The organism is Nonomuraea corallina (genome assembly GCF_027620315.1).
GTDB classification, from domain to species: Bacteria; Actinomycetota; Actinomycetes; order Streptosporangiales; family Streptosporangiaceae; genus Nonomuraea; species Nonomuraea corallina.
On sequence record NZ_JAPNNL010000038.1, the window covers coordinates 11,619 to 36,116 of the forward strand.

The 24,498-nt window shown below is 72.5% G+C and carries 24 protein-coding genes and 1 pseudogene; 9 read left to right on the top strand and 16 right to left on the bottom strand.

Annotated features, from left to right (window positions below; translation table 11 throughout):
* Nucleotides 1-94 precede the first annotated feature (94 nt).
* A complete protein-coding gene (gene hemE / locus OUY22_RS12520) occupies nt 95-1,117 on the top strand; it encodes a uroporphyrinogen decarboxylase (RefSeq protein WP_270155050.1) in 1,023 nt (340 codons plus the stop codon).
* Between the two features lie 130 nt (nt 1,118-1,247).
* Here the strand turns inward: hemE and OUY22_RS12525 are convergent, their stop codons facing one another.
* Together OUY22_RS12525 and OUY22_RS12530 are read right to left on the bottom strand one after the other, a co-directional pair.
* Nucleotides 1,248-2,213 carry a DUF4349 domain-containing protein gene (locus OUY22_RS12525; protein WP_270155051.1) on the bottom strand — a complete coding sequence of 322 codons (966 nt, stop codon included), beginning with the start codon at nt 2,211-2,213 and terminating at the stop codon, nt 1,248-1,250.
* Between the two features lie 44 nt (nt 2,214-2,257).
* The gene (locus OUY22_RS12530) at nt 2,258-2,998 is read right to left on the bottom strand and encodes a CPBP family intramembrane glutamic endopeptidase (protein ID WP_270155052.1); all 741 of its coding nucleotides are present in this window, start codon (nt 2,996-2,998) and stop codon (nt 2,258-2,260) included.
* A gap of 67 nt (nt 2,999-3,065) precedes the next feature.
* On the opposite strand from OUY22_RS12530, the gene OUY22_RS12535 reads away from it, so the two are divergent.
* The 3 genes from OUY22_RS12535 to hemQ are packed head-to-tail and all read left to right on the top strand — an operon-like array spanning nt 3,066 to nt 6,062.
* Nucleotides 3,066-3,896, top strand: coding sequence for a TetR/AcrR family transcriptional regulator (locus OUY22_RS12535; protein WP_270155053.1), 831 nt, complete (start codon nt 3,066-3,068; stop codon nt 3,894-3,896).
* Between the two features lie 55 nt (nt 3,897-3,951).
* Nucleotides 3,952-5,364, top strand: a complete 1,413-nt coding sequence (gene hemG, locus OUY22_RS12540; protein ID WP_270155054.1) for a protoporphyrinogen oxidase — start codon at nt 3,952-3,954, stop codon at nt 5,362-5,364.
* The gene (gene hemQ / locus OUY22_RS12545) at nt 5,361-6,062 is read left to right on the top strand and encodes a hydrogen peroxide-dependent heme synthase (protein ID WP_270155055.1); all 702 of its coding nucleotides are present in this window, start codon (nt 5,361-5,363) and stop codon (nt 6,060-6,062) included. Before hemG ends, hemQ begins: the two co-directional genes overlap by 4 nt.
* A 334-nt stretch (nt 6,063-6,396) precedes the next feature.
* On the opposite strand, the gene msrB is transcribed toward hemQ, so the two are convergent.
* Nucleotides 6,397-6,798, bottom strand: a complete 402-nt coding sequence (gene msrB, locus OUY22_RS12550; protein ID WP_270155056.1) for a peptide-methionine (R)-S-oxide reductase MsrB — start codon at nt 6,796-6,798, stop codon at nt 6,397-6,399.
* 346 nt (nt 6,799-7,144) lie between these two features.
* On the opposite strand from msrB, the gene ligD reads away from it, so the two are divergent.
* Nucleotides 7,145-8,140: a non-homologous end-joining DNA ligase gene (gene ligD, locus OUY22_RS12555; RefSeq protein WP_270155057.1), complete on the top strand. Its 996-nt coding sequence runs from the start codon at nt 7,145-7,147 to the stop codon at nt 8,138-8,140.
* 67 nt (nt 8,141-8,207) lie between these two features.
* Here the strand turns inward: ligD and OUY22_RS12560 are convergent, their stop codons facing one another.
* A complete protein-coding gene (locus tag OUY22_RS12560) occupies nt 8,208-10,721 on the bottom strand; it encodes an acyl-CoA dehydrogenase (RefSeq protein ID WP_270155058.1) in 2,514 nt (837 codons plus the stop codon).
* 422 nt (nt 10,722-11,143) lie between these two features.
* On the opposite strand from OUY22_RS12560, the gene OUY22_RS12565 reads away from it, so the two are divergent.
* Together OUY22_RS12565 and OUY22_RS12570 are read left to right on the top strand one after the other, a co-directional pair.
* The gene (locus tag OUY22_RS12565) at nt 11,144-11,530 is read left to right on the top strand and encodes an RNHCP domain-containing protein (protein WP_408638152.1); all 387 of its coding nucleotides are present in this window, start codon (nt 11,144-11,146) and stop codon (nt 11,528-11,530) included.
* Nucleotides 11,531-11,544: 14 nt separating this feature from the next.
* Nucleotides 11,545-11,946 (top strand): RNHCP domain-containing protein, encoded by a 402-nt coding sequence (locus OUY22_RS12570; protein ID WP_270155060.1) that lies wholly within the window; start codon nt 11,545-11,547, stop codon nt 11,944-11,946.
* A gap of 54 nt (nt 11,947-12,000) precedes the next feature.
* Here the strand turns inward: OUY22_RS12570 and OUY22_RS12575 are convergent, their stop codons facing one another.
* The gene (locus OUY22_RS12575; RefSeq protein WP_270155061.1) at nt 12,001-12,858 is read right to left on the bottom strand and encodes a tetratricopeptide repeat protein; all 858 of its coding nucleotides are present in this window, start codon (nt 12,856-12,858) and stop codon (nt 12,001-12,003) included.
* A gap of 90 nt (nt 12,859-12,948) precedes the next feature.
* Between OUY22_RS12575 and pgeF the strand changes: the two genes are divergently transcribed.
* Nucleotides 12,949-13,653 (top strand): peptidoglycan editing factor PgeF, encoded by a 705-nt coding sequence (gene pgeF / locus OUY22_RS12580; RefSeq protein ID WP_270155062.1) that lies wholly within the window; start codon nt 12,949-12,951, stop codon nt 13,651-13,653.
* A gap of 47 nt (nt 13,654-13,700) precedes the next feature.
* Here the strand turns inward: pgeF and OUY22_RS12585 are convergent, their stop codons facing one another.
* The 6 genes from OUY22_RS12585 to OUY22_RS12610 form a co-directional block, all read right to left on the bottom strand.
* A complete protein-coding gene (locus OUY22_RS12585; protein ID WP_270155063.1) occupies nt 13,701-14,027 on the bottom strand; it encodes a hypothetical protein in 327 nt (108 codons plus the stop codon).
* A 27-nt stretch (nt 14,028-14,054) separates the two neighbouring features.
* The gene (locus OUY22_RS12590) at nt 14,055-15,155 is read right to left on the bottom strand and encodes an ATP-dependent DNA ligase (RefSeq protein WP_333486669.1); all 1,101 of its coding nucleotides are present in this window, start codon (nt 15,153-15,155) and stop codon (nt 14,055-14,057) included.
* A 101-nt stretch (nt 15,156-15,256) separates the two neighbouring features.
* Nucleotides 15,257-15,979 (bottom strand): pyrimidine reductase family protein, encoded by a 723-nt coding sequence (locus OUY22_RS12595; protein WP_270155066.1) that lies wholly within the window; start codon nt 15,977-15,979, stop codon nt 15,257-15,259.
* A 30-nt stretch (nt 15,980-16,009) separates the two neighbouring features.
* A complete protein-coding gene (gene glgX, locus OUY22_RS12600) occupies nt 16,010-18,127 on the bottom strand; it encodes a glycogen debranching protein GlgX (RefSeq protein WP_270155067.1) in 2,118 nt (705 codons plus the stop codon).
* A 33-nt stretch (nt 18,128-18,160) separates the two neighbouring features.
* Nucleotides 18,161-18,586 carry an OsmC family protein gene (locus OUY22_RS12605; RefSeq protein ID WP_270155068.1) on the bottom strand — a complete coding sequence of 142 codons (426 nt, stop codon included), beginning with the start codon at nt 18,584-18,586 and terminating at the stop codon, nt 18,161-18,163.
* A 123-nt stretch (nt 18,587-18,709) separates the two neighbouring features.
* Entirely contained in the window at nt 18,710-20,068 is a 1,359-nt protein-coding gene (locus OUY22_RS12610; RefSeq protein ID WP_270155069.1) for an ankyrin repeat domain-containing protein, read from the bottom strand.
* A gap of 150 nt (nt 20,069-20,218) precedes the next feature.
* Between OUY22_RS12610 and OUY22_RS12615 the strand changes: the two genes are divergently transcribed.
* Nucleotides 20,219-20,875 carry a DUF1707 SHOCT-like domain-containing protein gene (locus OUY22_RS12615; protein WP_270155070.1) on the top strand — a complete coding sequence of 219 codons (657 nt, stop codon included), beginning with the start codon at nt 20,219-20,221 and terminating at the stop codon, nt 20,873-20,875.
* 47 nt (nt 20,876-20,922) lie between these two features.
* On the opposite strand, the gene OUY22_RS36880 is transcribed toward OUY22_RS12615, so the two are convergent.
* The 5 genes and pseudogenes from OUY22_RS36880 to OUY22_RS12635 form a co-directional block, all read right to left on the bottom strand.
* Nucleotides 20,923-21,255 (bottom strand): CbiX/SirB N-terminal domain-containing protein, encoded by a 333-nt coding sequence (locus OUY22_RS36880; protein WP_408638153.1) that lies wholly within the window; start codon nt 21,253-21,255, stop codon nt 20,923-20,925.
* 186 nt (nt 21,256-21,441) lie between these two features.
* Nucleotides 21,442-21,882, bottom strand: a pseudogene (locus OUY22_RS36885) (sirohydrochlorin chelatase); the annotation flags it as partial.
* 50 nt (nt 21,883-21,932) lie between these two features.
* Nucleotides 21,933-22,661, bottom strand: coding sequence for a phosphoadenylyl-sulfate reductase (locus tag OUY22_RS12625; protein ID WP_270155072.1), 729 nt, complete (start codon nt 22,659-22,661; stop codon nt 21,933-21,935).
* On the bottom strand, nt 22,658-22,801 hold the full coding sequence (locus tag OUY22_RS12630; protein WP_148030414.1) for an Insertion element protein: 144 nt from the start codon (nt 22,799-22,801) through the stop codon (nt 22,658-22,660). The genes OUY22_RS12625 and OUY22_RS12630 overlap by 4 nt, the downstream gene beginning before the upstream one ends.
* Nucleotides 22,798-24,471, bottom strand: coding sequence for a nitrite/sulfite reductase (locus OUY22_RS12635; protein ID WP_270155073.1), 1,674 nt, complete (start codon nt 24,469-24,471; stop codon nt 22,798-22,800). The genes OUY22_RS12630 and OUY22_RS12635 overlap by 4 nt, the downstream gene beginning before the upstream one ends.
* Nucleotides 24,472-24,498: the final 27 nt, after the last annotated feature.

Sequence of the window (24,498 nt, forward strand, 5' to 3'; positions counted from 1 at the left end):
GTACATCTGATCATGGATCGGGGGGTGACTGACGGGATTTTCCCGACAACGCGCCGATGACAGGACCGCGGCACCGCCATGGCACCCTGGAAGGGTGAATCTCGCCGACTCCGCCTTCCTGCGCGCCTGCCGCCGCCAGGACGTCCCGCACACCCCTGTCTGGTACATGCGCCAGGCAGGGCGCTCGCTGCCCGAATACCTCAAGGCGCGCGAAGGCGTGCCCATGCTCACCGCGTGCGCCACGCCCGACCTGATCGTCGAGATCACCATGCAGCCGGTCCGCCGCTACGGCGTCGACGCGGCCATCTTCTTCAGCGACATCGTCGTGCCGCTCAAGGCCATCGGCATCGACCTCGACATCAAGCCCGGCGTCGGCCCCGTCGTCGCCGACCCGATCCGCGACCGGGCCGGGCTCGACGCGCTGCGCCCGCTGGAGCCCGGCGACGTGCCGTACGTCACCGAGGCGATCGAGGCGCTGACCGGCGAGCTGGGCGGCACGCCGCTGATCGGCTTCGCCGGCGCGCCGTTCACGCTCGGCTCCTACCTCATCGAGGGCGGGCCGTCCAAGAACCACGACCGCACCAAGGCCATGATGTACGGCGAGCCCGAGCTGTGGCACGCCCTCATGGACCGGCTGGCCGGCATCGTCCTCGAACACCTGCGGCTGCAGGTGCTGGCCGGCGCCTCCGCCGTCCAGCTGTTCGACTCGTGGGTGGGCGCGGTGGCGGCCGACGACTACCGCGCGTTCGTGCTGCCGCACACCCGGCGCATCTTCGCCGGGCTGGCCGACCTGGGGGTGCCGCGCATCCACTTCGGCGTCGGCACCGGCGAGCTGCTCGGGCTGCTCGGCGAGTCGGGGGCCGACGTGGTCGGCGTCGACTGGCGGGTGCCGCTCGACGAGGCGGCCCGGCGGGTGGGCCCCGGCAAGGCGCTGCAGGGCAACCTCGACCCGGCCATCCTGCTGGCCCCGTGGGAGGTCGTCGAGCGCAAGGCCCGCGAGGTGCTGCGGCGCGGGGAGGCGGCCGAGGGCCACGTGTTCAACCTCGGCCACGGCGTCCTCCCGTCCACCGACCCCGACCAGCTCAAACGCCTGACGGACCTGGTCCACACCTCCTGACCCCGCCCCGACCGCCCGCGCTGTGACCGCTCGGGCCTGATCGTTCGGGTCTCTGGCCACCCTCGCCCTCAGGCGGCTTCGGGAGGACGGTGAGGGCTGGTGCGGGCCGTACGTCCGCGAAGGGGTGGTGTCACGCGGTGGACGGGTCGGGGGCGGGCGGGCCGGACGCGGGCGGCGCCGTCCTGCGTCGGCGCCGGCGCAGCAGCACCGCCGCCAGCACCACCGGCGGGGTGATCATCACCAGCCACGGCAGGGCCGCGCCGAGGGCCGTGACCAGCACCATGAGGAAGGTCACGAGCGACTCCCAGCCCGCCCGCAGACCCCCGAAGAACCCGGCGGGCTCGTCCGACGGCGTCGTCACCGCCGCGGCCGGGCCCGCGAGCCGCAGCGTGAGCGTGGCCATGGCGGTCTGCTCGGCCAGGCTCTTGCGCTGGGCCTGCAGCGACTCCAGGTTCGCCTCCCGCGCGGCGATCTCGCGCTCGACGTCCAGCACCTGGCCGATCGTGTCCGCCTTGGTCAGCAGCGTGCGCAGCGACTCCAGTGACCGCTCTGCCGACTTCACCCGGCTCTCCACGTCGGCCACCATGAGGGTGACGTCCTCCGTCTGCTGGTTCAGCGACAGCCGCTCGCCCAGGTCACCGCCGAGCCGGGTCAGCACGTCCGGATAGCGCGCGGGCGGGATCTTGAACTCCAGCTCCGCCGACGCGTTCGCGTGCTCGGAGGAGCGGGTCTCCTCCTTGGCCAGATGGCCGCCCGCCCCGGTGACGATGTCCTTGGCCTGCTGAGCGGCGACCGCGACGTCCTTCACCCGGACCGTCATCCGGCCGGTGTAGATCACCTCCCGGTCCTGCCGGGTGACCTCCACACCTGAAGCCGGGTCCCGCCCCGCCTCGCCGCCGGCCCGCCCCGCCTCGTCGCGTGCCTGACCGTCGCCGCCCGCCGGGGCGCGCGTCTGCCGTACCGGGGCCTGCTCGGCCGCGACGGCGGGCGCGTCCGCGGACCCGACCGACGCCACCTCGCCGCCTCCGGCGCATCCTGCCAGCAGCAGGGCCGCGCACCCTGACAGCAGCGCGGCGATCGTCTGCTTTGTCCTCATGACCGGTAAACGGCTCCGGCCAGGGTCGGGTTTGATCGGACCCATCACGGTACGATCACGTCTCGGTGTCGCGACCGCAGGCCTCCGGCGGCGACGACGGCCACGGCGACCGCGGCGGTGATCGTCGAGACGAGCCGCACGTCGAAGTGGGACCCGTTCACGGGGAACAGTTGCCAGCCGAGGTTGACCGTCATGTGGAAGAGAGCCATGGCGAAGACGCTGTCCCCTGTCCGGCCGTACAACCACACCATGATCACCCGGATGGCGACGGTGCCGAGCGACCACCAGGCGATCCAGGACACGGGCCGCTGCACCAGCAGCAGCGCCGGCCAGTGCCACACCGCCCAGAACGCTCCCAGGACGAGCGCGGCCCCCAGCGGGCCCCACCGTTCCCGCAGGGGCGCGGTGGCGTACCCGGACCAGCCGAGTTCCTCGCACACGGCCCCGGCGAAGAATCCGAGCGCGAGCAGCACCGTCAGCGTCAGCGAGAAGTCGGGTCCGGGCACGTCGGCGCCCGTCAGCCGCAGCACCACGTACGACGCCGTCACGACGGCCGGATACAGCAGCAGGACGGGGACGTACCAGATCGTGGCCTTGACCCGTCGACCGTCGAACGCCCGGGCGAGCAGAGCCCGCGCGCCCGCCGGCCCGGACCGCCGGTACTCCAGCCAGAGCGCGGCGACCGCCGGGCAGACGAACGCCAGCGCGGCCGGGGGGAGCCCGGGCAGGATCCGCGCGCCGATCACCGCGTCCACGGCGAGGAAGGGCACGGTGAACACGAGCACTAAAATGAAGAAACTTGGGATACCATGTCTCATTGACGCAACGTACCAAGCCGCCCAGGAGGCGTCCATGCCGGAGTCCGCTCCCCGCCGCAGGCCGCGCCTGAGCGACCAGGAGACGCGGCGGCGGATGCTCGACGCCGCGCTCGCCCTGGTCGAGCAGGACGGGCTGACCGTCGGTCTCGACCACATCAGCGTCGAAGACGTCATCCAACGGGCCGGGGTGTCGCGCACCGCGGTCTACCGGCGCTGGCCGTACAAGGATCTCTTCCACGCCGACCTGCTGCGCGAGCTGGCGCGCGGCGCCGCGCCCGCCTCCGCGGTCGACGAGGAGGCCACCCGGCGGCTGCTCGGCTCGGTGCTCGACGGGCGCGCCGCCGAGCCGGCCACCCCGCAGGGCAGGCACGACCTGCTCACCGAGATGCTGCGGGTGAGCGCCGCCGACGACTTCGAGGCCATCCACCGCTCCGCCGGGTGGCGCACCTACCTGGCACTCCAGGCCACGTTCCTCAGCCTGCCCGACGGCGAGCTGCGCGCCGACGTGGGGGAGGCGCTGCGACTGTCCGAGTCGCGGTTCGTCGACCGGGTCGCGCGCGGCTGGGAGCTGGTCGCGACCGCCTTGGGCTACCGGCCGCGCCCGGAGGCCGGCGGCGGCTTCCCGCTCATCGCGACCCTGGCCTGCGCGAGCATGCGCGGGCTGGTCCTGATGGCCCTGCCGGACCCGGAGCTGCTCACCCGCCGGGTGCCCGCCAACCCGACCGGGGCCTCCACGCCCGCCGACTGGTCGCTCATCGGCCTGGCGGCGGCCGGCATCGGCGTCACCTTCCTCGAACTTGACCCCGGCGTCACGTGGGACGACGAGCGCACGGCCGCCGTGCGAGCCTTGTTCGCCGGGCCCTGATGCGCGTGTCCCCCGGTCTCCTGACCGGGACCGGGAGGCGGTAGCGTCAGGAAGCGTGGAAGGGAATCGCGCACACGTTGCCGTCATCGGCGGTGGCATCTCCGGCCTGGCCGCCGCGTGGCACCTCAAGCAGGGCGCGGGCGAGCAGATCAAGGTGACGGTGCTCGACGGCGCCTCCCGCGTCGGCGGCAAGCTGTACGCGACGGAGGTGGCCGGGGTCAGCCTCGACGTCGGCGCGGAGGCCATGCTGGCCAGGCGGCCCGAGGGCAAGGAGCTGGCCAGGGCGGTGGGCATGGGCGACGACCTGGTGCACCCGGGCACCGCCTCGTCGGCCATCTACAGCAGAGGCGTGCTGAGGTCGCTGCCCAAGGGCCAGGTCATGGGCGTGCCGTCCGACCTGGCCGAGCTGGCCAAGTCCGGCATCCTGTCGCCGGCCGGGCTGCTGCGGGTGCCGCTCGACCGGATCATGCCCGCCACCCTGGTCCGCACCGACGTGTCCGTCGCCGCCTACATCCGGGCCAGGATGGGCGGCGAGGTGCTCGACCGGCTGGTCGAGCCGCTGCTCGGCGGCGTGTACGCGGGACGCTCCGACAGGCTGTCGCTGGAGGCGACGATGCCGCGCGTCGCCGCCGCGGCCCGCTCCGAGCGCTCCCTGCTCACCGCCGCCCGGCACATCGTCGACGAGGCCCCCAAGGGCGCGGGCCCCGTCTTCACCACGCTCCGCGCCGGCATGGGCGCCCTGCCGGAGGCCGTCGCCAAAGCGTCCGGGGCCGACGTCAGGACCGGCGTCACCGTACGCGAGCTGCACCGCACCGAGCACGGCTGGCGGCTCGTCGCCGGGCCGGTGCCCGAGCCCGAGATCATCGAGGCGGACGCGGTGATCGTCGCCGTGCCCGCGCCCGCCGCCGCCCGCCTGCTCCAGGCCGAGGTGCCGACGGCCGCCGCCGAGCTGGCGCGCATCGAGTACGCCAGCATGGCCGTCGTCAGCCTCGCCTACCCCGCCGCCGCCTTCCCCGAGCCGCCCGCGCGCACCGGCTACCTGGTGCCGCCGGTCGAAGGCCGGGTCGTCAAGGCGGTCACGTTCAGCTCGGTCAAGTGGCCTCACCTGTCACGCGACCTGGTGCTCCTGCGCTGTTCCATCGGCCGGATCGGCGAGGAGCACCTGCTGCAGCGCGAAGACGCGGAGCTGGTCTCGCTGGCCATGGCCGAGATGAGCGAGGTCATGGGAGCGCGCGGGCTCCCGCTCGACTCCCGCGTCACCCGATGGGGCGGCGCTCTGCCGCAGTACGACGTGGGCCACATCGACCGGGTGGCGCGCGTGCACGCCGCCGTGTCCGGGCAGCCGGCGCTGGCGGTCTGCGGAGCGGCCTACGACGGGCTGGGCATCCCCGCCTGCGTCGCGACCGCTCGCACGGCCGCCACCCGGATCCTGGACCACTTGTCCCAGCGAGGAGAATCAGAGTCATGACGCAGGACGCAGCGCGGCCCAAGGCCCGCGATCTCAACCAGGTGATCCGCTACACCATGTGGTCGGTGTTCCAGGCGAGCGAGCCGCTCACCGGCGCCCGCGACGAGGTCGGCGCCGAGGTCGAGGAGCTCCTGGAGCAGGCCGCGGGCAAGGACGTGGTCACCCGCGGCCTCTACGACGTGGCCGGTCTGCGCGCCGACGCCGACTACATGTTCTGGTGGCACGCGCCGACGCCCGAGGCCCTGCAGGACGTCTACTCCCGCTTCCGCCGCACCGCCCTCGGCCGGCACAGCCGCCCGGTCTGGTCGGCGATGGCGCTGCACCGGCCCGCCGAGTTCAACAAGTCACACATCCCGGCCTTCCTGGCCGAGGAGGAGCCGCGCGCGTACGTGTGCGTCTACCCGTTCGTCCGCTCCCTGGAGTGGTACCTCCTGGAGGACTCCGAGCGGCGGGCGATGCTGGCCGAGCACGGCCGGATGGCGCGCGACTACCCCGACGTGCGGGCCAACACCGTCTCGTCCTTCGCGCTCAACGACTACGAGTGGATGCTCGCGTTCGAGGCCGACGAGCTGCACCGCATCGTCGACCTGATGCGCGTCCTGCGCGCCGCCCAGGCCCGGCGGCACACCCGGCTGGAGATCCCGTTCTACACCGGCGTCCGCAAGCCGGTCCGCGAGCTGGTGGCGGACCTGCCCTGAGCCGGACGCCTCAGCGGGTGGGAGCGTCGGGCCCGGGCGCCGTGGCGGCGGGAGGAGGCCGGCGACCGGGCGCACGCCGCGCCGTCCGCGGCCGCTGCCTGGTCGTGGGCTTCGAGGACGACCTCATCCGGCACCGCCACCCCCCGGAATGCGCGTCCTCTCAGGGACGCCCTGATCTCATCGCACCCGTACCCGGGTCTTCGAGCACCTCTCGCACCGCTGTGTGACGACGCGGCCGATCGTCTCGATCGTCACCCACCGGTGACGCACATGGATCCGGCACACGGGCTGTCCTACCCGCCGGACCTGTCCGATACGTACGGTCAACAGATTGTCACTCGGCGGGTTCGAGCCTCAGCGAGATCGAGTTGATGCAGTAGCGGTCGTCGGTCGGCGTCGGGTAGCCCTCGCCGTGGAAGACGTGCCCGAGGTGGGAGTCGCAGCGCGCGCACCGCACCTCGGTGCGGACCATGCCGTGGCTGCGGTCCTCGATCAACGTCACCGCGTCGGAATCGGACGGCTGGAAGAAGCTGGGCCAGCCGCAGTGGGACTCGAACTTGGTGTCGGACCTGAACAGCTCGGCGCCGCACGCCCGGCAGGCGTAGACGCCCTCCGTCTTCGTGTCGACGTACTCGCCCGTGAACGGGCGTTCGGTGCCCGCCTCACGCAGCACGTGGAACTCCTCCGGAGAGAGCTGGACGCGCCACTCGGCCTCACTCTTGATCACCTTGTCCATACGTTCAGAGTACGAGATGCGGCAAAAAGAGATCTCCATCGGGGGAAGCATCCTTTCTGGGGAGAATTCGCGTCTTTGTCAGCAAGGGGGTGTCATCGCCTCCTGCCAGGGGCGGGATCACTCGCCGGATCGCCAGAGCGGCACAGCCCACGCCCGTGCTGGCGCCGCCGGCGATCGCCTGGCCGGCCGGGTGGCGCGCCAGCGCCCGGAACGGCGGCGCGAGTGGTCTCGTTCACGGGCCCGTTCCGTCGAGCTCCCGGTCCCGCCACCGGTGCTGCTCCGGGACGGGCCCCCTTCACCTCCGTGGCCACGTGGTTTGTCGGGGGCGCGGGGTAGGTTCGTCCCCATGGCATCGCCGTACATCGAGCTCGAGGTGGGAGAGCGGACCGTCAAGGTCACCAATCCCGGCAAGATCTACTTTCCGGAGATCGGCGCGACGAAGCGCGAGCTGGTCGACTACTACGTCAGTGTGGGCGAAGGCGCGCTCCGCGCGCTGAAGGACCGGCCTACCAACCTCAAGCGCCACCCCGACGGCGTGCAGAGCGAGGCCATCTACCAAAAGCGGATGCCGGCCAAGCGCCCCGACTGGCTGGAGACCGTGACCGTCACCTTCCCCAGCGGCCGGACGGCCGACTCGCTGAGGGTCACCGAGATCGCCGCCATCGCCTACTGCGCCAACCTGGGCACCATCGACTTCCACCCCTGGCAGGTCCGCGCCTCCGACGTCGAGCATCCCGACGAGCTCCGGGTCGACCTCGACCCGCAGCCCGGCGTCGGCTTCGACGCGGTGCGCCGGGCCGCCTTCCTGACCAGGGACGTGCTGGGAGAGCTGGGCCTGACCGGCTTCGTCAAGACCTCGGGCAACCGCGGCGTCCACATCGCCGTCCGGATCGAGCCGCGATGGGACTTCGTGCAGGTGCGCCACGCCGGCATCGCGCTGGCCAGGGCGGTGCAGGCACGCGACCCCGGCCTGGTCACCACCGCCTGGTGGAAGGAGGAGAGGGGCGACCGGGTGTTCATCGACTTCAACCAGAACACCCGTGACCGCACGGTCGTCAGCGCCTACTCGGTCCGGGCACGCCCGCACGCGCCGGTCTCGACCCCGCTCACCTGGGAGGAGCTGGAGGACGCCGACCCGGGCGACTTCGACATCCGCACGGTGCCCGCCCGGTTCGCCGAGCTGGGCGACGTGCACGCCGCCATCGACGATCACGCGTACTCGATCGAGACCCTCCTCGACTGGTACGACCAGGACGAGCGTGGTGACATGCCCTATCCGCCCAACTATCCGAAGATGCCGGGCGAGCCGAAGCGCGTCCAACCGAGCAAGGCCCGCGACTGACCTTCCCCTGGAGCTGCGGGCCGTCTCCGGACCCACGCGTGAGCGGCGCCAACGGGGGGTGGAGGCGTCACGGGTCGCGGGGGAGTCCCAGGGCGCGCTCGGCGATGATGTTGAGCTGCACCTCGGTGGTGCCGCCGCCGATGGTGAAGGCTCGGGTCGCGAGGATCATGCGGCTCCAGTGAGGGTCGGCGGGCGCCAGTTCCCAGCAGAACTCGGACACCGCCTGGGCGTGCCGCATGCCGAGCAGTTTGCGGACGCTGGACGCGGTGGCGATCAGGCCCCGAGAGGCGCTGGACGCGGTGGCGACCCCGCTCGGAGAGGCGCCGGCCGTGGTGGTGGCCCTGCTCGGAGGGACGCCGTTCGCGGCGGGTCCGGCCGGGGCGGCCGGGGCGGCCGGTGTGGAGCGGTCGGCGGCGAGCTGGGAGAGGGTGACGCGCAGGCCGAGCGCCGAGATGGCCTGGCCCTCCGCCCACAGCCGGCCCGCCTGCTCGCGTCGCGCCTCCCGCAGCGGCAGCCGGGCGGCGAAGGCGGCCAGGTCGGTGTGCCGCGACCCGGGCCCCCACGAGTCGCCGAGCGCGACCCGTTCGTGGGCGAGGGTGTCGCGGGCCACCCGCCAGCCTCCGTCCACCTCGCCGACGACCCGGTCGTCCGGCACGAACACGTCGTCGAGGAACACCTCGTTGAACAGCGCGTCGCCGTTGATCTCCTTGAGCGGCCTGACGGTGACGCCGGGAGCCGCCATGTCCACGAGGAAGTACGTGATGCCTTCGTGCTTGGGCCTGTCCGGGGAGGTCCTGGCCAGGCAGATGCCCCAGTGGGCGTACTGGGCCAGGGACGTCCAGATCTTCTGCCCGGTCAGCGTCCAGCCGCCCTCCACCCGGGTGGCCCTGGTCGACAGGCCCGCCAGGTCCGAGCCCGCGCCCGGTTCGGAGAACAACTGGCACCACACGATCTCACCGGTGAACGTCCCGGGCAGGAAGCGTTCCTGCTGGTCACGGGTCCCGTGCCGGACGATGGACGGCACCGCCCACGCGCCGATGCCGAGGTTGGGCCGTTTCAGGCTGCGGAACTCCTCGTGGATGATCACTTGTTCGAGCGGTGAGGCGGCCCGGCCCCACGGCTCCGGCAGATGGGGCATGATCCACCCCTCCTCGGCGAACCGGCGGCGGCGCTCGGAGGGATCGGCGGCCCGCAGCGACGCGGCCTGCGCCCGTACCGCTTCCCTGAGCGGGGCCGCCTCCTCGGGCAGGTCGGGCTCCATCGACCGGCGCACCCCGCCGAGAGCCAGCGCGGCGACCTCGCCCGCCCACACGCCGGGGTCCCCGGCCAGCATCCTGTCCGACAGCGCCCGCCGGTAGTAGCGGTGCGCGTCGTGCTCGAAGGTGTACCCGACGCCGCCGAGCACCTGGATGGCGTCGGCGGCGCACCGCACCCCGGCCTCCACCCCCAGCACCCCGGCCACCCCCACGGCCAGCCGCGCTTCCGCGCCCAACGCCGTACCGGCCACTGCCGCGGCCTGCCGCGCTTCCGCGCCCAACGCCGTACCGGCCGGCGGGGGCACGGGGGCCTCTTCCCGCGCGGTGGCGTCCGAAGGTCGTTCCCCTAGCCACAGGCAGGGGTCGTCCAGGGCTCTGGCGGCGTCCCACACGGCGGCGCGGGCCTGCTCCACGACGACCAGCGCCGCGGCCAGCCGGTGCTTGACGCCCTGGAACTGGCCGATGGGCCGCCCGAACTGCTCGCGTACCTTCGCGTACTCCGCGGCCGTGGCGACCGCCCAGGCCGCGACCCCGCAGGCGTCCGCCGCGAGCAGGACGGCGGCCAGCTCCCGCACCGGCACCGCGCCGAGCACCCGCTCACCGGGCACGGTCACGACGGTCACGGCGCACAGGTCACGGTCCAGGTCGACACCGCTGACCGGCTCGGCCAGGACGTCCGCGCGATCGAGCAGCGCCCAGCCGCCCGCCCCGATCGGCACCAGGAACAGGTCCGCTTCCGCCGCGCCGAGCGCCATCCGCGGCCCGGCCGCGTGAGGACGGTCAGTCGACACCCCTTCCTGGAGACCCACCTCGTGCCCGCCGACGAGGCCCGCTGGACCATCGTCCGTGCTGGGCGGACGCGTCGGACCGTCGTCTGGGGCGGGTGAATGCGTCGGTCCGTCGTCTGCGGCGGGCGGACGCGTCGGTCCGTCGTCTGCGGCGGGTGGATGCGTCGGGTCATCGTTCGTGCCGGATGCAAGCGTCGGACCGTTGTCCGGGGCGGGTGGTTCCGCCGGCAGGACGACGGCGGCGGTCAGCGAGCCGTCGGCCAGGCCGCCGACCAGGTCCGCGCCCGCGGGGGAGCGGGAGGCCGCCGCGGCGGCGAGCACCGTCGGCAGGTACGGGCCGCGCACCCGGCGCTCGCCGAGCACCTCCAACGCCACGCACAGCTCCAGCAGTCCGAAGCCCTGCCCGCCCCGATCCTCCGGCACGTGCAGCCCGAGCACTCCCTGCCGGGCGAGCGCGTCGTGGCCCGCCTCCCGCCGCGTCAGCCCGCGGACGGAGTCGGCGAGTGCCCGGTGTTCAGTCGTCAGCCCGATGCCCATGCACCCGAACCTAGAACATCATTCGGTTCATCTCCAGTCCTGCTCCACAACGCCGCCCGGGATACGACCGAGGCGCCTGCCGAGAAGCCCGGCCGCGAAGAACCCCTCCCACGGCCGGTCGAAAATCGGTGGCTATCCCGTACAGAGGCTGACTACGCTCCCGATGTCCAGGTACTTGTCTCACGGGCGGTCACGCCCTGGAAAGCGGGGGGTCTATGCCCGGGACCGCGCCACGCGCGCCTCGTCGTACCGTCAACCGGACTCGTCCGTGACGCCTGGTCGTTCCATCGTCCGGACTCGTCCGTGACGCGCGGTCGTACCGTCATCCGGACCCGTACGTAACAAGTCATCCGGACCGGTACGCCCGTCGGCCCTGACCGTCGCGAGGCCCGCATGGCGCTTCCTTGCTGCCCTTTTCCCGCATGTCCGGCAAGGAGTACCCCAGGGTGTCCACCCACAAGACCCGTCAGGTCCTGACCGACACGTTCGCCTGCGTACGCTGCGGGCTGACCGTGACCGGCGCCGCCCCCGGAGGCGGACGGCGCAACCACTGCCCGAGCTGCCTGCACTCGCTGCACGTGTTCGACCGCGCCGAGGGCGGGCCGTCGGAGTGCGGTTCGCGCATGGCGCCGATCTCCATCGCGGTGCTGCGCAGCGGCGACTGGATGATCATTCACCGCTGCACCCGCTGCGGAGAGCTGACGTCGAACCCGATCAGCGGCGACGACAACCAGCTCATCCTCATGCGGATGGCCGTCCGCCCGCTCGCCCAGCCGCCGTTTCCGCTGGAAACGTTCGGCGACCTGTGACGGGGGCGGATCGCATGCCACGCAGGAAACCGGCCGGGCGCAGGCCGCAGCGCCGCAAGGACGTCAGGCACGGCGAGCCCGGCGACGCCTTCCGGTGCGTCGGCTGCCGCCTCGACGTGCCCGTCCACGCGCCGGGCACCGCGCACCGCAACCACTGCCCGAACTGCCTGACCAGCCGCCACGTCGACCACCGTGTGCCCGGTGACCGGCGGGCGGCCTGCCGGGGCCGCATGGCGCCGGTCAGCGTCACGGTCCGCGACGACGGCGAGTGGCTGATCATCCACCACTGCCAGTCGTGCGGCGAGCTCAGCGCCAACCGCATCGCGGGCGACGACAACGCGCTCGTCCTGCTGCGCATCGCGATGAGACCGCTGTCGGGCGACCGGCTGCGGACCGGCGCGCTGCTGGCGCTGTGATCCGGTGGGGGCCCCGCGAACCGGGCCCCCACCCGCGGGTCAGCCGGGCCCGGGTCAGTCGCCGAACTCCAGGTGCAGGGCTCGGGTGAAGTCGGCGATCGCCTCTTCATGGCGCTCCTCCTCCTGGAGGATCTCGCCGCGCACCCGATAGGCCCAGACGTACTCGGCGTCCAGTTCGATCGCCCGGTCGAGGTCCTTCAGGGCCGACTCGTTGTCGCCCAGCTCGCTCAGCACCGCGCCGCGGCTGCCGAGGGCGCGGTCATGGTCGGGAGCCAGCTCGATGGCCCGGTTGAGGTCCGACAGCGCGTCCTCGTACTGGTCGATCATGCGCAGCGCCTCCCCGCGACGGCTCAGGGCGCGCACGTGGCCGGGGTCGATCTCCAGCGCGCTGGTGTAGTCGGCGATGGCCTCGGCATAGAGGCCCATCCGCTGGTAGAGGTCACCCCGGGACAGCCAGGAGTGGGCCAGGCTGCCGTCCAGCTCGATGATCTTGGCGTGTTCGGCGAGCGCCTCGTCCAGGCGGTCGAGGTCGGCGAGCGCGTCCGCCCTGGCCTCCAGGATCCACAGCGAGTCCGGCGACAGGGTCAGCGCGTGCTCGAAGTCGGTCATCGCCTCGTCGTGGCGGCCCAGCGCGGCGTACGCCTGGCCGCGTGACCCCAGCGCGTACGCGCTGTCGGGCTCCATCCGCAGCGCCTCGTCGAAGTCGGAGATCGCCGTCTCGTACCGCTCGATGAGCCGGTGGCTCTCGCCGCGCAGCCGCCAGGCGCGCGCGTTGTCCGGCACGAGCGCGATCGACTCGGTCAGGTCCGCGATCGCCGCGTCGTGGCGCCCCAACGCGATGTACGACTCGGCGCGGCTGCGCAGCACCGACGCCCGCGACTGGGCCGCGGACTCGTTGATCTCCTCAATCATGGGGGGAATCTATCGGCCCTTTATGGATCATGGTGCCCCTTTCGCCGGTCACCGCCGCCCGCCGCCCGGGGGCGGTCATAAGATCGTGGGATGGAGCTGGTCCCAGGAGTGCACGTCGCCGTCACCGACCGCCACGGCGGCGTCAGTGCCCCGCCGTACGGGACGCGCAACCTCGGCGGTCTGACCGGCGACGACCCCGCCGCCGTGCGGGCCAACCGCGAGGCGGTCGCGGCCGAGCTGGGCGTACGGGCGATCGTGTTCATGCCGCAGGTCCACGGCGCCGAGGTCGCGTACGTGAGCGAGCCGTTCGGCCACGACGCGCCGCCGGTCGACGGGGTGTTCACCACGGAGCCGGGGCTGGCGCTGGCGTCCCTGGGCGCCGACTGCCCGGCCGTGCTGGTGGCCGATCCGGTGGCCCGCATGGCCGGCGCCGCTCATTCCGGGCGTCCTGGTACGGAAGCGGGCATCGCCGCCGTGCTGGTCGAGGCCATGGCGGCCAAGGGGGCCGAGCCGGGGCGGATGGTGGCGTTCGTCGGGCCGGGGGCGTGCGGGCGCTGCTACGAGGTGCCCGCCGAGCTGCGCGACCAGGTGGCGGCCAAGGTGCCGCCGGCGCGCTCCACCACCTCCTGGGGCACGCCCGCGCTCGACCTGCGCGCCGGCATCGAGGCGCAGCTCCGCTCGGCGGGGGTGCCCGACGTGCGGCACGACGCCCGGTGCACCATCGAGTCCGGCGACCTCTACTCCCACCGCCGCCAGGACCCCGGCCGCTTCGCCGGCCTCATCTGGCTCGCCTAGCCCGCAGGCCGCCGGCGGCCCGCCGGCCGGGAAGCGCGGTCGGGCGGTCAGGCGCGGGGGCTATTGAAGACGATGTTGACGATGACGATGCCCGCCCAGATCACCAGGAACGCCGGGTTGAAGCCGCCGACCACGGCGAGCGCGACCGTCGCCCCCGTGCCGAGCGACAGCGAGACGATGGCGAGGGCGAGCCGCTGGCCGTCCGACGGGCCGCGCTGCCGCGAGGCGGGGGCGGCCCGGAGACGCTCGTCGACCCGCCGGTCGACCTCCTGCCCCACCTTGTCGAGGAACGACGCCGCGAGGGCGTCGTCGTAGTCGGGGCCGAGGTCGCGGCGGGCGGACAGGGCCGCCTGCAGCTCTTCACCGGTGCTCATACAGCGATATATAAGCGATCGTTCGCCTCAACGAGCAAGAATGTCATCGAGATTGTACGAAACCGGCCGTTCGAGCTGGTCGTACGTGCACGACTCGGGAGTGCGGTCGGGCCGCAGGCGCCGCCACTGGGCGGTGTGCCGGAAGCGGTCGCCTTCCATCTGGTCGTAGGCGACCTCGACCACCAGCTCCGGCCGGAGCGGGATGAACGACAGGTCCTTCTTGGCGTTCCAGCGCGAGATCGCCCCCGGCACGCGCTGCCCCCCGGTGGCGGGCGTGGCGGCCGGCCGGCCGAGGTTGGCCTGCGCCTGCTGGGCCCAGTGGCCCCACGGATGCTCGTCCAGGTCGGCGAGGTACGGCTTGAGCTCTTCGACCAGCTCGGCCCGGCGCTGCATCGGGAACGAGGCCGCCACGCCCACGTGGTGCAGCCGGCCGTCGTCGCCGTAGAGGCCGAGCAGGAGCGAGCCGACGATCGGGCCCGTCTTGTGCTCGCGGTAGCCGGCGATGACCACGTCGGCGGTGCGTTCGTGCTTGACCTTGAACATCACCCGCTTGTCGGGGATGTAGGGCTGGTCCCCGGGCTTGACGATGATGCCGTCGAGCCCGGCCCCCTCGAACATCTCGAACCACTCGCCGGCCTGCTCGTCGTTCTTGGTCACCGGGGTGAGACGCACCGACCGGCCCCTGCGCGGGAACAGCTCCTCCAGGCGGGCCCGCCGCTCGGCGAACGGCGCCTCCATCAGCGCCTCGTCGCCGACGGCCAGCAGGTCGAAGGCGACGAACGAGGCCGGCGTCTGCTCCGACAGCATTTTGACCCGCGAGGCCGCGGGGTGGATGCGCTGCTGCAGCGCCTCGAAGTCGAGCACGGAGCCGCGCGGCAGCACGATCTCCCCGTCGAGCACGCACCGCTCGGGCAGCTCCGCCCTGACGGCCTCCACCAGCTCCGGGAAGTAGCGGGTGAACGGCCGCTCGTTGCGGCTGCCGAGGTAGACCTCGTCGCGGTCGCGGAACACGATGCAGCGGAACCCGTCCCACTTCGGCTCGTAGAACAGAGTGCCGTCCTGCCGGGGCATCGCCTTGACCGGCTTGGCCAGCATCGGCCCGACCGGCGGCCTGACCGGCAGGTCCAGCTCGGGGATCGGCTCCGGCTCCTTGGCCCTCCTGGCGGCCTTGGGAGCCGGCTCAGGCACGGCTCCGGGTGTCGGTTCAGGCGCTTCGGATGTCGGCTCGGTCATGGTGACATCTCCCTCACGTAGCGGCAGAAGAGCACGCCCTCCTCCTCCAGCACCTGCCTCAGCTCCAGCCGCGCGCGCGACGGCTCGCCGTCGAGAATCCGCGCCGCGTCCCCGCCCAGCAGCAGCGGGCTCACCGACAGGCACAGCTCGTCGACCAGCCCGGCCGCGGCGAACTGGGCGTTGAGCCGCGGCCCGCCCTCGCACAGCACCCGCGTCAGCCCTCTGGCGTGCAGCCCGGCCACCGCCCGGCGCGGGTCGACCTCCTCGCCACCGGCCAGGATCACCTCACCGGCCGCCGCCGCGGCCTTGCGCCGGTCCTCCGGCGCGCTCTCGCAGGTGATCACCAGGGTCGGGCTCACCGCCTCACGGAACAGCGGCGCGTCGAAGTCGAGGTCGAGGCCGCGGCTGACGATCGCGAGCGGCGCCGCGGCCGGCCCGCCCGCCCGCAGCACCCGCCACGACTCGCGCGGCTTGACCGGCCCGTAGCCCTCGGCCCGCACGGTCGCGGCGCCCACCAGGACCACGTCGGCCAGCCCGCGCAGCACGCCGAACACCCGCTTGTCGGCCCTGCCCGACAGCCCTCCGGACAGCCCCTGGTCCCAGGCCGCGCCGTCGGCGCTGACCACCATGTTGAGGCGGAGCCACGGCCGTCCCTCGGGATAGGCGTAGGCCCGTACGAGGTCGGGATCGTCCTCCGGGCCAGGATGGATGCGGCGCATTCCTCCACCTTGGCACACGCCCCCGACAACTCAGTCGCGCGGCCTGCGCAGCACCGTCATCGAACGCGCCGTCACCGCCACCACGTCGCCCGCCTCCAGGCGCTCCTCACCGGACGGCTTGTCGCAGCCGTCGTCGGCGGTGTCGAGCTCCAGCGTCCAGCCGCCGCCGAACGCCTCGCCCGGCAGCGTGAAAGTCATGTCCTCGTGATGGGCGTTGATCAGCAGCAGGAACGTGTCGTCCACGATCCGCTCGCCGCGCGGCCCCGGCTCGGTGATGGCGTCGCCGTTCAGGTAGACCATCAGCGACTTGGCGTAGCCGACGTGCCAGTCGGCGGACGTCATCTCGGCCCCGCCGGGCGTCAGCCACACCAGGTCGCGCTCGCCGTTGTCGAGGTGACGACCGTGGAAGAACCGCCGCCGCTGGAACACCGGGTGCTGCCTGCGCAGCTCCGCCAGCTTGCGCACGAACTCCAGCAGCCGCGTCTCCGTGCGCAGCCCCGACCAGTCGACCCAGGCGATCTCGTTGTCCTGGCAGTAGGCGTTGTTGTTGCCCCGTTGCGTACGGCCGATCTCGTCGCCGTGGGACAGCATCGGCACGCCCTGCGACAGGAACAGCGTGGCCAGGAAGTTGCGCCGCTGCCGCTCGCGCAGCCGCACGATGGCCGGATCCTCCACCGGCCCCTCGGCGCCGCAGTTCCACGACCGGTTGTCGTCGGTGCCGTCGCGGTTGCCCTCGCCGTTGGCCTCGTTGTGCTTGCGGTCGTAGGAGACCAGGTCGGTGAGCGTGAACCCGTCGTGGCACGTCACGAAGTTGATCGAGGCCACCGGCCGCCGCCCCGACGTCTCGTAGAGGTCGGCCGAGCCCGTCAGCCGCGAGGCGAACTCCGGCAGCGCCGAGTGGCTGCCCCGCCAGAAGTCGCGCACGGTGTCGCGGTACTTGCCGTTCCACTCGGTCCACAGCGGCGGGAAGTTGCCCACCTGGTAGCCGCCCGGCCCCACGTCCCACGGCTCGGCGATCAGCTTGACCTGGGAGATCACCGGATCCTGCTGGATCAGGTCGAAGAACGCGCTCAGCCGGTCGACGTCGTGCAGCTCCCGCGCCAGCGCCGAGGCCAGGTCGAACCGGAACCCGTCGACGTGCATCTCCAGCACCCAGTAACGCAGCGAGTCCATGATCAACTGGAGCGCGTGCGGCGAGCGGACGTTCAGCGAGTTGCCGCACCCGGTGTAGTCCAGGTAGTAGCGCCGGTCGGCGTCGTGCAGCCGGTAGTAGGCGACGTTGTCGATCCCCCGGAACCCCAGCGTCGGCCCCATGTGGTCGCCTTCGGCGGTGTGGTTGTAGACCACGTCGAGGATCACCTCGATGCCCGCCTCGTGCAGCGCCCGCACCATGGCCTTGAACTCCTGCACCTGCTCGCCGCGCGTCCCGGCGCTGGAGTAGCCGCCGTACGGGGCGAGATAGGCCATCGTGTTGTAGCCCCAGTAGTTCGTCAGCCCCCGCGCCACCAGGAAGTGCTCGGGCAGGAAGTGGTGGACCGGCATCAGCTCGACCGCCGTCACCCCCAGCGACAGCAGATGGTCGACGACCGCCGGGTGCCCCACCCCGGCGTACGTGCCGCGCAGTTCCTCGGGCACGTCCGGATGGCGCATGGTGAGCCCGCGCACGTGCGCCTCGTAGATCACGGTCTGGTGGTACGGGACGCGCGGCGGCCGGTCGTTGCCCCAGTCGAAGAACGGGTTGATCACCACGTTCTTCGGCAGGAAGGGGGCGCTGTCGAGCCGGTTGACCTTCGCCGGGTCGGTGAAGTCGTAGGAGAAGACCGCCTCGTTCCAGCGCAGCTCGCCGTCGACCGCCTTGGCGTACGGGTCGAGCAGCAGCTTGGCGGGGTTGCACCGGTGGCCGTGCGCCGGGTCGTAGGCGCCGTGGACGCGGTAGCCGTAACGCTGGCCGGGCATCACGCCGGGCAGGTAGCCATGCCAGACGAACCCATCCACTTCGGGCAGGTCGACGCGCTCCTCGGAGCCGTCGTCGTGGAAAAGGCACAACTCGACCCGCTCGGCCACCTCGGAGAACACCGCGAAAAGGGTGCCCACGCCATCCCAGGTAGCGCCGAGTGGATAAGGTTCGCCCGGCCAGACGTCGCGCATGTGACCTAATTGTCGCACGCGTCGGGGGTACGGCTAGAGCAGTTCGGCATTCAGCGTGATCGTGGTGCCGGTCAGGGCCTTGCTGACGGGGCAGTTGGCCTTGGCGGTCTCGGCGGCCTGCTGGAACTGCTCGGCCGTGATGCCGGGGACGTGGGCCTTGACCGTGAGCACGATGCCGGTGATGCCCTCACCCGGCTGGAAGGTGACGTCGGCGCTGGTCTGCACGGACTCCGGAGGCGTGCCGGCGCCGGCCAGGCCGTGGGAGAGGGCCATGGAGAAGCAGGACGAGTGGGCCGCGGCGATGAGCTCCTCCGGCGAGGTCTTGCCGTTGGCGGCCTCGGCGCGGGACGGCCAGGACACCTCGAAGGTCCCGACGCCTGAGGTGTCGAGCGAAACGGTGCCGGAACCGTCGAGCAGCGCGCCCTTCCACTGCGTCGTGGCGGTGCGAGTCGTGGCCATGCGAATTGCTCCCTCTGTCGATCAGTGGACCTTCCGACCTTATCGCGGGGCGGCGAACTCACCGCGAGGGACGCCCCCTCTCGCCGCCCGCCCGGCCCCCGGGTGGGGGCCTGCGGGCGTCGTTCAGGCGTCCTGGACGTCGCCGACCAGTTCGAGCAGCTCGGGGTCGTCGGACTCGGCCCGCACCCGCCGGGCGCCGTGGGCGGCGCGCGGGTCGCCGCGCCTGGCCAGGCCGCGCGCCGCCTCCGCCACCGCGCGCAGCACGTGGTCGTCCAGCCGGGCCGCCAGCGCCTCCCGGATCTCGGGCGTGTCGGCGTCCAGCCCCGCCAGGCCCGCGGTGGCCCAGTCGCGCACCTCGCCGTCGTCGTCGCCGGTCATCTCGATCAGCAGCGCCAGCCCTTCGGCGTGGTCCGGCGCCGTCCCGTCCGCCAGCACGTCGGCCAGCGCGATGGCGTCGGTCATCGTGCGCTGGTGACCGGGGCGGTGGATCAGGTCGAGCACCGGCGCCAGCGCCCGGGGGTCGCCCTGGTGGCCGAGCGCGGCCAGCACCGACCGCAGCACCTGCGGGCTGGACTCGGTGACCGTCATCCGGCGCAGCAGCGGCAGCGTCCGCTCCAGGTAGGGCCGGTCGTCGCCGGAGACGCCGAACTGGGCGATCGCGTCCACGGCGAACTCGCGCTCCCTGGCGTCCTCGCTCGCGCACAGCTCCGTCAGGGTCACGTACGTCTTGTCGTCGCCGCGCGCGGCCAGCGCGTCGGCCGCCGCCCACCACGTCTCCGCGTCCTCGTCCAGGTCGCGGTGGGCCAGCGCGCGCGCCACGAGCCGCTCGATCGGCGCCCACTCGCCCGCGGCCGCCTCCAGCAGGGTCGCGATGGCGGCGTGCCCGCGCTGCGCCTGCACCTGCTCGGTCTCCGACCCGTCGGGCGAGGTGGCGGTGACGGTGACCAGCTCGGTGCCGTCGCCCGCCCACTGCCGGTGCACCGCGTACGTCCAGTCTTCCTGCTCGACCTGGTCGAGCAGCGCGCCCTCCAGGTGGACGCCCACCCAGTCGGCGGCGATGTCGTGCGGCGTGTCGCCGTCGCCGTCGTAGCGGGCCGGGTCCGCGCCGGCGTCGAGCAGCTCGCGCACCACGCCCAGCGCGCCCCGGCGGGCGGCGAGCGTCAGCGGCGTGTCGCCCGTCTCGTTGGCGGCGTCCACGTCGGCGCCCGCCCCGATCAGCACCCGCGCGGTCGCGGCGGCGCCGTTGGTGGCGGCCCACATCAGCGCGGTCCAGCCGCCGCCCTCCCGGGTGTCCACCCCGGCGCCCGCGGCGAGCAGCAGCCCGGCGACGGCCGCCTGGTCACGGGCGGCGGCGGCGCACAGCGGCAGCCCGCCCTCCTCGCCCTCATAAGGCCGGTCCGGATCGGCGCCGTCGGCGAGCAGCTCGCTCACGGTCTTCTCGTCGCCGTCCAGCGCGGCCCGGTAGAGCTGTTCCTCATGCATGACAACGGACCCTAGCCTGGCCCGGCCGCGCCCCGGGACCATGCTGGGGTCCGTGTCACTTTCTGGTACGTGGTGCGTGTCGATAGCGGTTCACCCGTTTTCCTCCCGGGGGAGGACCGCGACACCGTCAAAACGCGATATGTTGCGAGTATGACTGACCCCGGGGAGGTACGCGCCTCCGACGCCGAACGTGAGGCGGTGGTCGAGCTGCTTCGCGAGGCCTCCGTCGAAGGCCGGCTCACCCTGGCCGAGCTCACCGACCGCACCGAGGCCGCCTACACCGCCACCACCCATGCCGAGCTGGCCCTGCTCACGCAGGACCTGCCCGCCGTCGCCGCCCCCGCGCCGCCGGCGCGGCGGCGCGAGGGGAGGAAACGGCGCTGGTTCGTCGGCGTCATGGGCGACACCAAACGGCGCGGCACCTGGCGCATCGACCAGGAGCTGGGCGCGGTGGCCGTCATGGGCGACGTGGTGCTCGACCTGCGCGAGGCCGAGGTGCGCACCGACCTGGTGGAGATCCTCGCCGTCTCCGTGATGGGGGACGTGAAGATCATCGTTCCTGACGGGGTGAACGTCGACCTCGACGGCCTGGCGATCATGGGCGACAAGAAGGTCGACGTGGAGCAGGCGCCGCGTGGCATGAACGTGCCGGTGGTGCGGGTGCACGCCTACGCGGTCATGGGCGACGTGAAGGTGCTCGGCGACTCGCGCGCCAAACCGATCAAGCGCGGCTGGTCGGCCTGGCGCGAGCACTGGCGCCAGCTCCACGGCGACGACTCCGACCGCTCCCTCGGCCGCGGCCACTGACCCAGCCCTCCGGCACGCCCGGGGCGGCCGGAGGCGGTCACGTGCGGTCAGGCGGTCCTGAGGTCGTCCGCCGGGGCGCGCAGCGCCGACTCGTACCGTTCCAGCAGCACCTGCGCCAGCTCGGGGGCGGCCCCGAGCACGTCGGCCACCACGTCGGCGCCCGCCTCCAGCGCGGTGCGGCGCACCTTGTCGGCGAAGTAGCCCGGCGCGAGCAGGTAGGGGGCGACCACCACCCGCGGCGCGCCCGCCTCCTTGAGCCGGGCGACGGCCTGCGCCGGCGTCGGTGAGGCGGCGGAGGCGTACGCGGGCTCGACGGCCCACCAGCCGCGCGGCGGCTCGCAACCCTCGCCCGGCCTGCCGGTCCGGACGGCGGACGGCACCCCTGAGACCCGAGCCTCCGAGGACTGGCCGGACGACCGGTCGGTGCTGGGACGGTCGGTGAAGGAACGGTCGGTGCTGGGACGGTCGGTGAAGGAACGGTCGGTGAAGGAACGGTCGGTGAAGGAACGGCCGGTGCAGGGACGGGTGGTGAAGGAGCGGGTGGTGAAGGACGGGGCGGCGGCGGGGCGGCGCCAGGCGCGGGCCAGCCGGGCGATCACCTCGTTGGCGCGCGCGTCACTGGAACCCGCCGACACCAGCACCACCGCGGTGTCAGGGTCGCCGGCCGGCACGCCCGCCTCCTCCAGCCGGCGTTCCAGGGCGGCCATGAGCAGCGGGTGCGGGCCCAGGGTCGTGCCGTAGCGGACGCGCAGCCGCGGATCGCGGGCGCGCGCCTCGCGCAGCGCGGCCGGCAGGTCCACCCGGCTGTGGTACGCCTCGGTCAGCAGCAGCGGGAGCACCACCGCCTCGGTCAGGCCGTGCAGCGCCTGCCCGAGCGAGGGCGTGGCGTGGTCGAGGTAGGCGGTCCGCACGGGGAGCCAGGGACGCAGCCGACGCACCTCGTCGAGCAGCGCCGCCACGGTGGCGGCCGCACGGGGATCTCGCGAGCCGTGCGCCACCGCCACCATGGGGACGCTCGGGCCGGTCCCGCCTGCCAGCGGCACCGGCCGGCCGGGGGTCACAGGTGAATGCCGCATTCGACCTTCCCCAGCCCCGCCCAGCGGCCGCTGCGCGGATCTTCCCCCTCCACGACCTGCCGGGTGCACGGCGCGCACCCGATGGAGGGGTAGTTGTCGTAGTGCAACGGGTTGATCAGCACCCCGTTGTCGGCGATGTAGTTGTCGACGTCCTCCTGCGTCCAGGCGGCGATCGGGTTGATCTTCACCATCTGCCGCTTGGCGTCCCACTCCACGACCTTCGTGCCGACGCGGGAAGGGGACTCGTCGCGGCGGATGCCGCTGATCCACGCGAGGTACGGCTCCAGCGCGCGGTTGAGCGGCTCCACCTTGCGCAGGAAGCAGCACAGGTCCGGGTTGCGGCCGAACAGCCGCGGCCCGAGGTCGCGATCCTGCTCCTCGACCGTACGCGACGGCCGCACGTCGATGACGTTGACCTCGTAGACCTGCCGCACCGCGTCGCGGGTGCCGACCGTCTCGGCGAAGTGGTAGCCGGTGTCGACGAACAGGACGTCCACGCCCGGCTTCACCCTGCTGACCAGGTCGATCAGCAGCGCGTCGCTCATGGAGGACGTCAGGCACAGCCGGTCGCCGAACGTGGCGGCGGCCCAGCGGACGATCTCGCGGGCGGGCGCGCCCTCCAGGAACAGCGCGGCGGATTCGACGATGTCCTGCAGATCGAGGGCGCCGCGCTGCTGCCGCAGGTCGACCTCGATGTCGGCGAGCGTCATATGTTCACCCCGATTCCGAGAAACTTCAGCTTGAAGGCGCGAGCGCAGGACCGGCAGTACCAGCCCCCGTCATCCTGGTAGGGCTCCAGGTCCTCGTCGCCGCAGTAGGGGCAGTGGAAGGGGACCGCGCGGCCGCTCATTTGAGATCGGCCTCGTCGGCGCGCTGCACCCAGTCGGCGAAGGTCTCGCCTTCCTTCTTCTGCTCGTCGTAGTGGCGCACGACCCGCTCCACGTAGTCGGGCAGCGCGGCCGAGGTCGTCTTGAGCCCGCGCACCTTGCGGCCGAAGCCCGGGTTGACGCCGAGCGAGCCGCCGAGGTGGATCTGGAAGCCCTCGACCTGCTGACCGTTCTCGTCCATGACGAGCTGGCCCTTGAGCCCGATGTCGGCGGTCTGGATGCGGGCGCACGAGTTGGGGCAGCCGTTGACGTTGATGGTGAGCGGCTCGCCGAACTCCGGCAGCCGCCGCTCCAGCTCGTCGATCAGCCTGTCGGCGGTGTTCTTGGTGTCGACGATGGCCAGCTTGCAGAACTCGATGCCGGTGCAGGCCATCGTCTGGCGGCGGAACGTGGACGGGTTCACCCGCAGGTCGTTGGCCTCCAGCTCGGCCACGAGCGAGTCGACCTGGTCGGCGGTGACGTCGAGGATGACCATCTTCTGCTCGACCGTGGTCCGCACCCGGCCGGAGCCGTGCCGCTCGGCGATGTCGGCGATGAGGTGGAGCCGGTCACCGCTGAGCCGGCCGACCCTGGGCGCGAAGCCGACGTAGAACCGGCCGTCCTTCTGGCGGAAGACGCCCACGTGGTCGCGCCGGTCACCGCGCGGACGCTCCGGCGCGGGCCCGTCGGGCAGCGGCTCCTTGAGGTACTCGGTCTCCAGCACCTCACGGAACTTCTCCGGCCCCCAGTCGTTGACCAGGAACTTCAGCCGGGCCCTGTGGCGCAGCCGCCGGTAGCCGTAGTCGCGGAAGATGCCGATGACGCCGCCGTAGACGTCGCTCGCCCGTTCCGGCGACACGAACACGCCCAGGCGCTTGCCCAGCATCGGGTTGGTCGACAGGCCGCCGCCGACCCACAGGTCGTAGCCCTTCTCGCCGTGCTCGTTGACCACGCCGACGAACGCCACGTCGTTGATCTCGTGGACCGTGCAGTGGGCGGGGCAGCCGCTCAGCGCCGACTTGAACTTGCGCGGCAGGTTGGAGTAGGCGGGGTCGCCGATGTAGCGCTCGTGGATCTCGCGGATCTGCTCGGTGGCGTCGAGCACCTCCTCGTCCTCGATCCCGGCCAGCGGGCAGCCCAGGATCGTGCGCGGGGTGTCGCCGCACGCCTCCGTGGTCGACAGGCCCACCTCCTCCAGCCGCCGCCAGATGTCCGGCACCGACTCGATCTCGATCCAGTGGAGCTGGATGTTCTGCCGGTCGGTCACGTCGGCGGTGCCGCGCCCGTACTCGTTGGACAGGTCGGCGATCACCCGGAGCTGGCGCAGGTCGAGCTGGCCGCCGTCGATGCGGATGCGCAGCATGAAGTAGCGGTCGTCGAGCTCCTCGGGCTCCAGGATCGCGGTCTTGCCGCCGTCGATGCCGGGCTTGCGCTGGGTGTAGATGCCGTACCAGCGCATGCGGCCCCGCAGGTCGGCGGGGTCGATGGAGTCGAAGCCGCGCTTGGAGTAGACGTCGATGATCCGCTGGCGGACGTTCAGCCCGTCGTCGTTCTTCTTCAGCTCTTCGTTCTTGTTCAGCGGCTCCCGGTAACCGAGGGCCCACTGGCCTTCGCCGCGCGGGCGCTTGTGGTGCCGGCTGGCAGGGGTGCTCATTGCGCGTCCTTTGTGTTCATGGGCGCG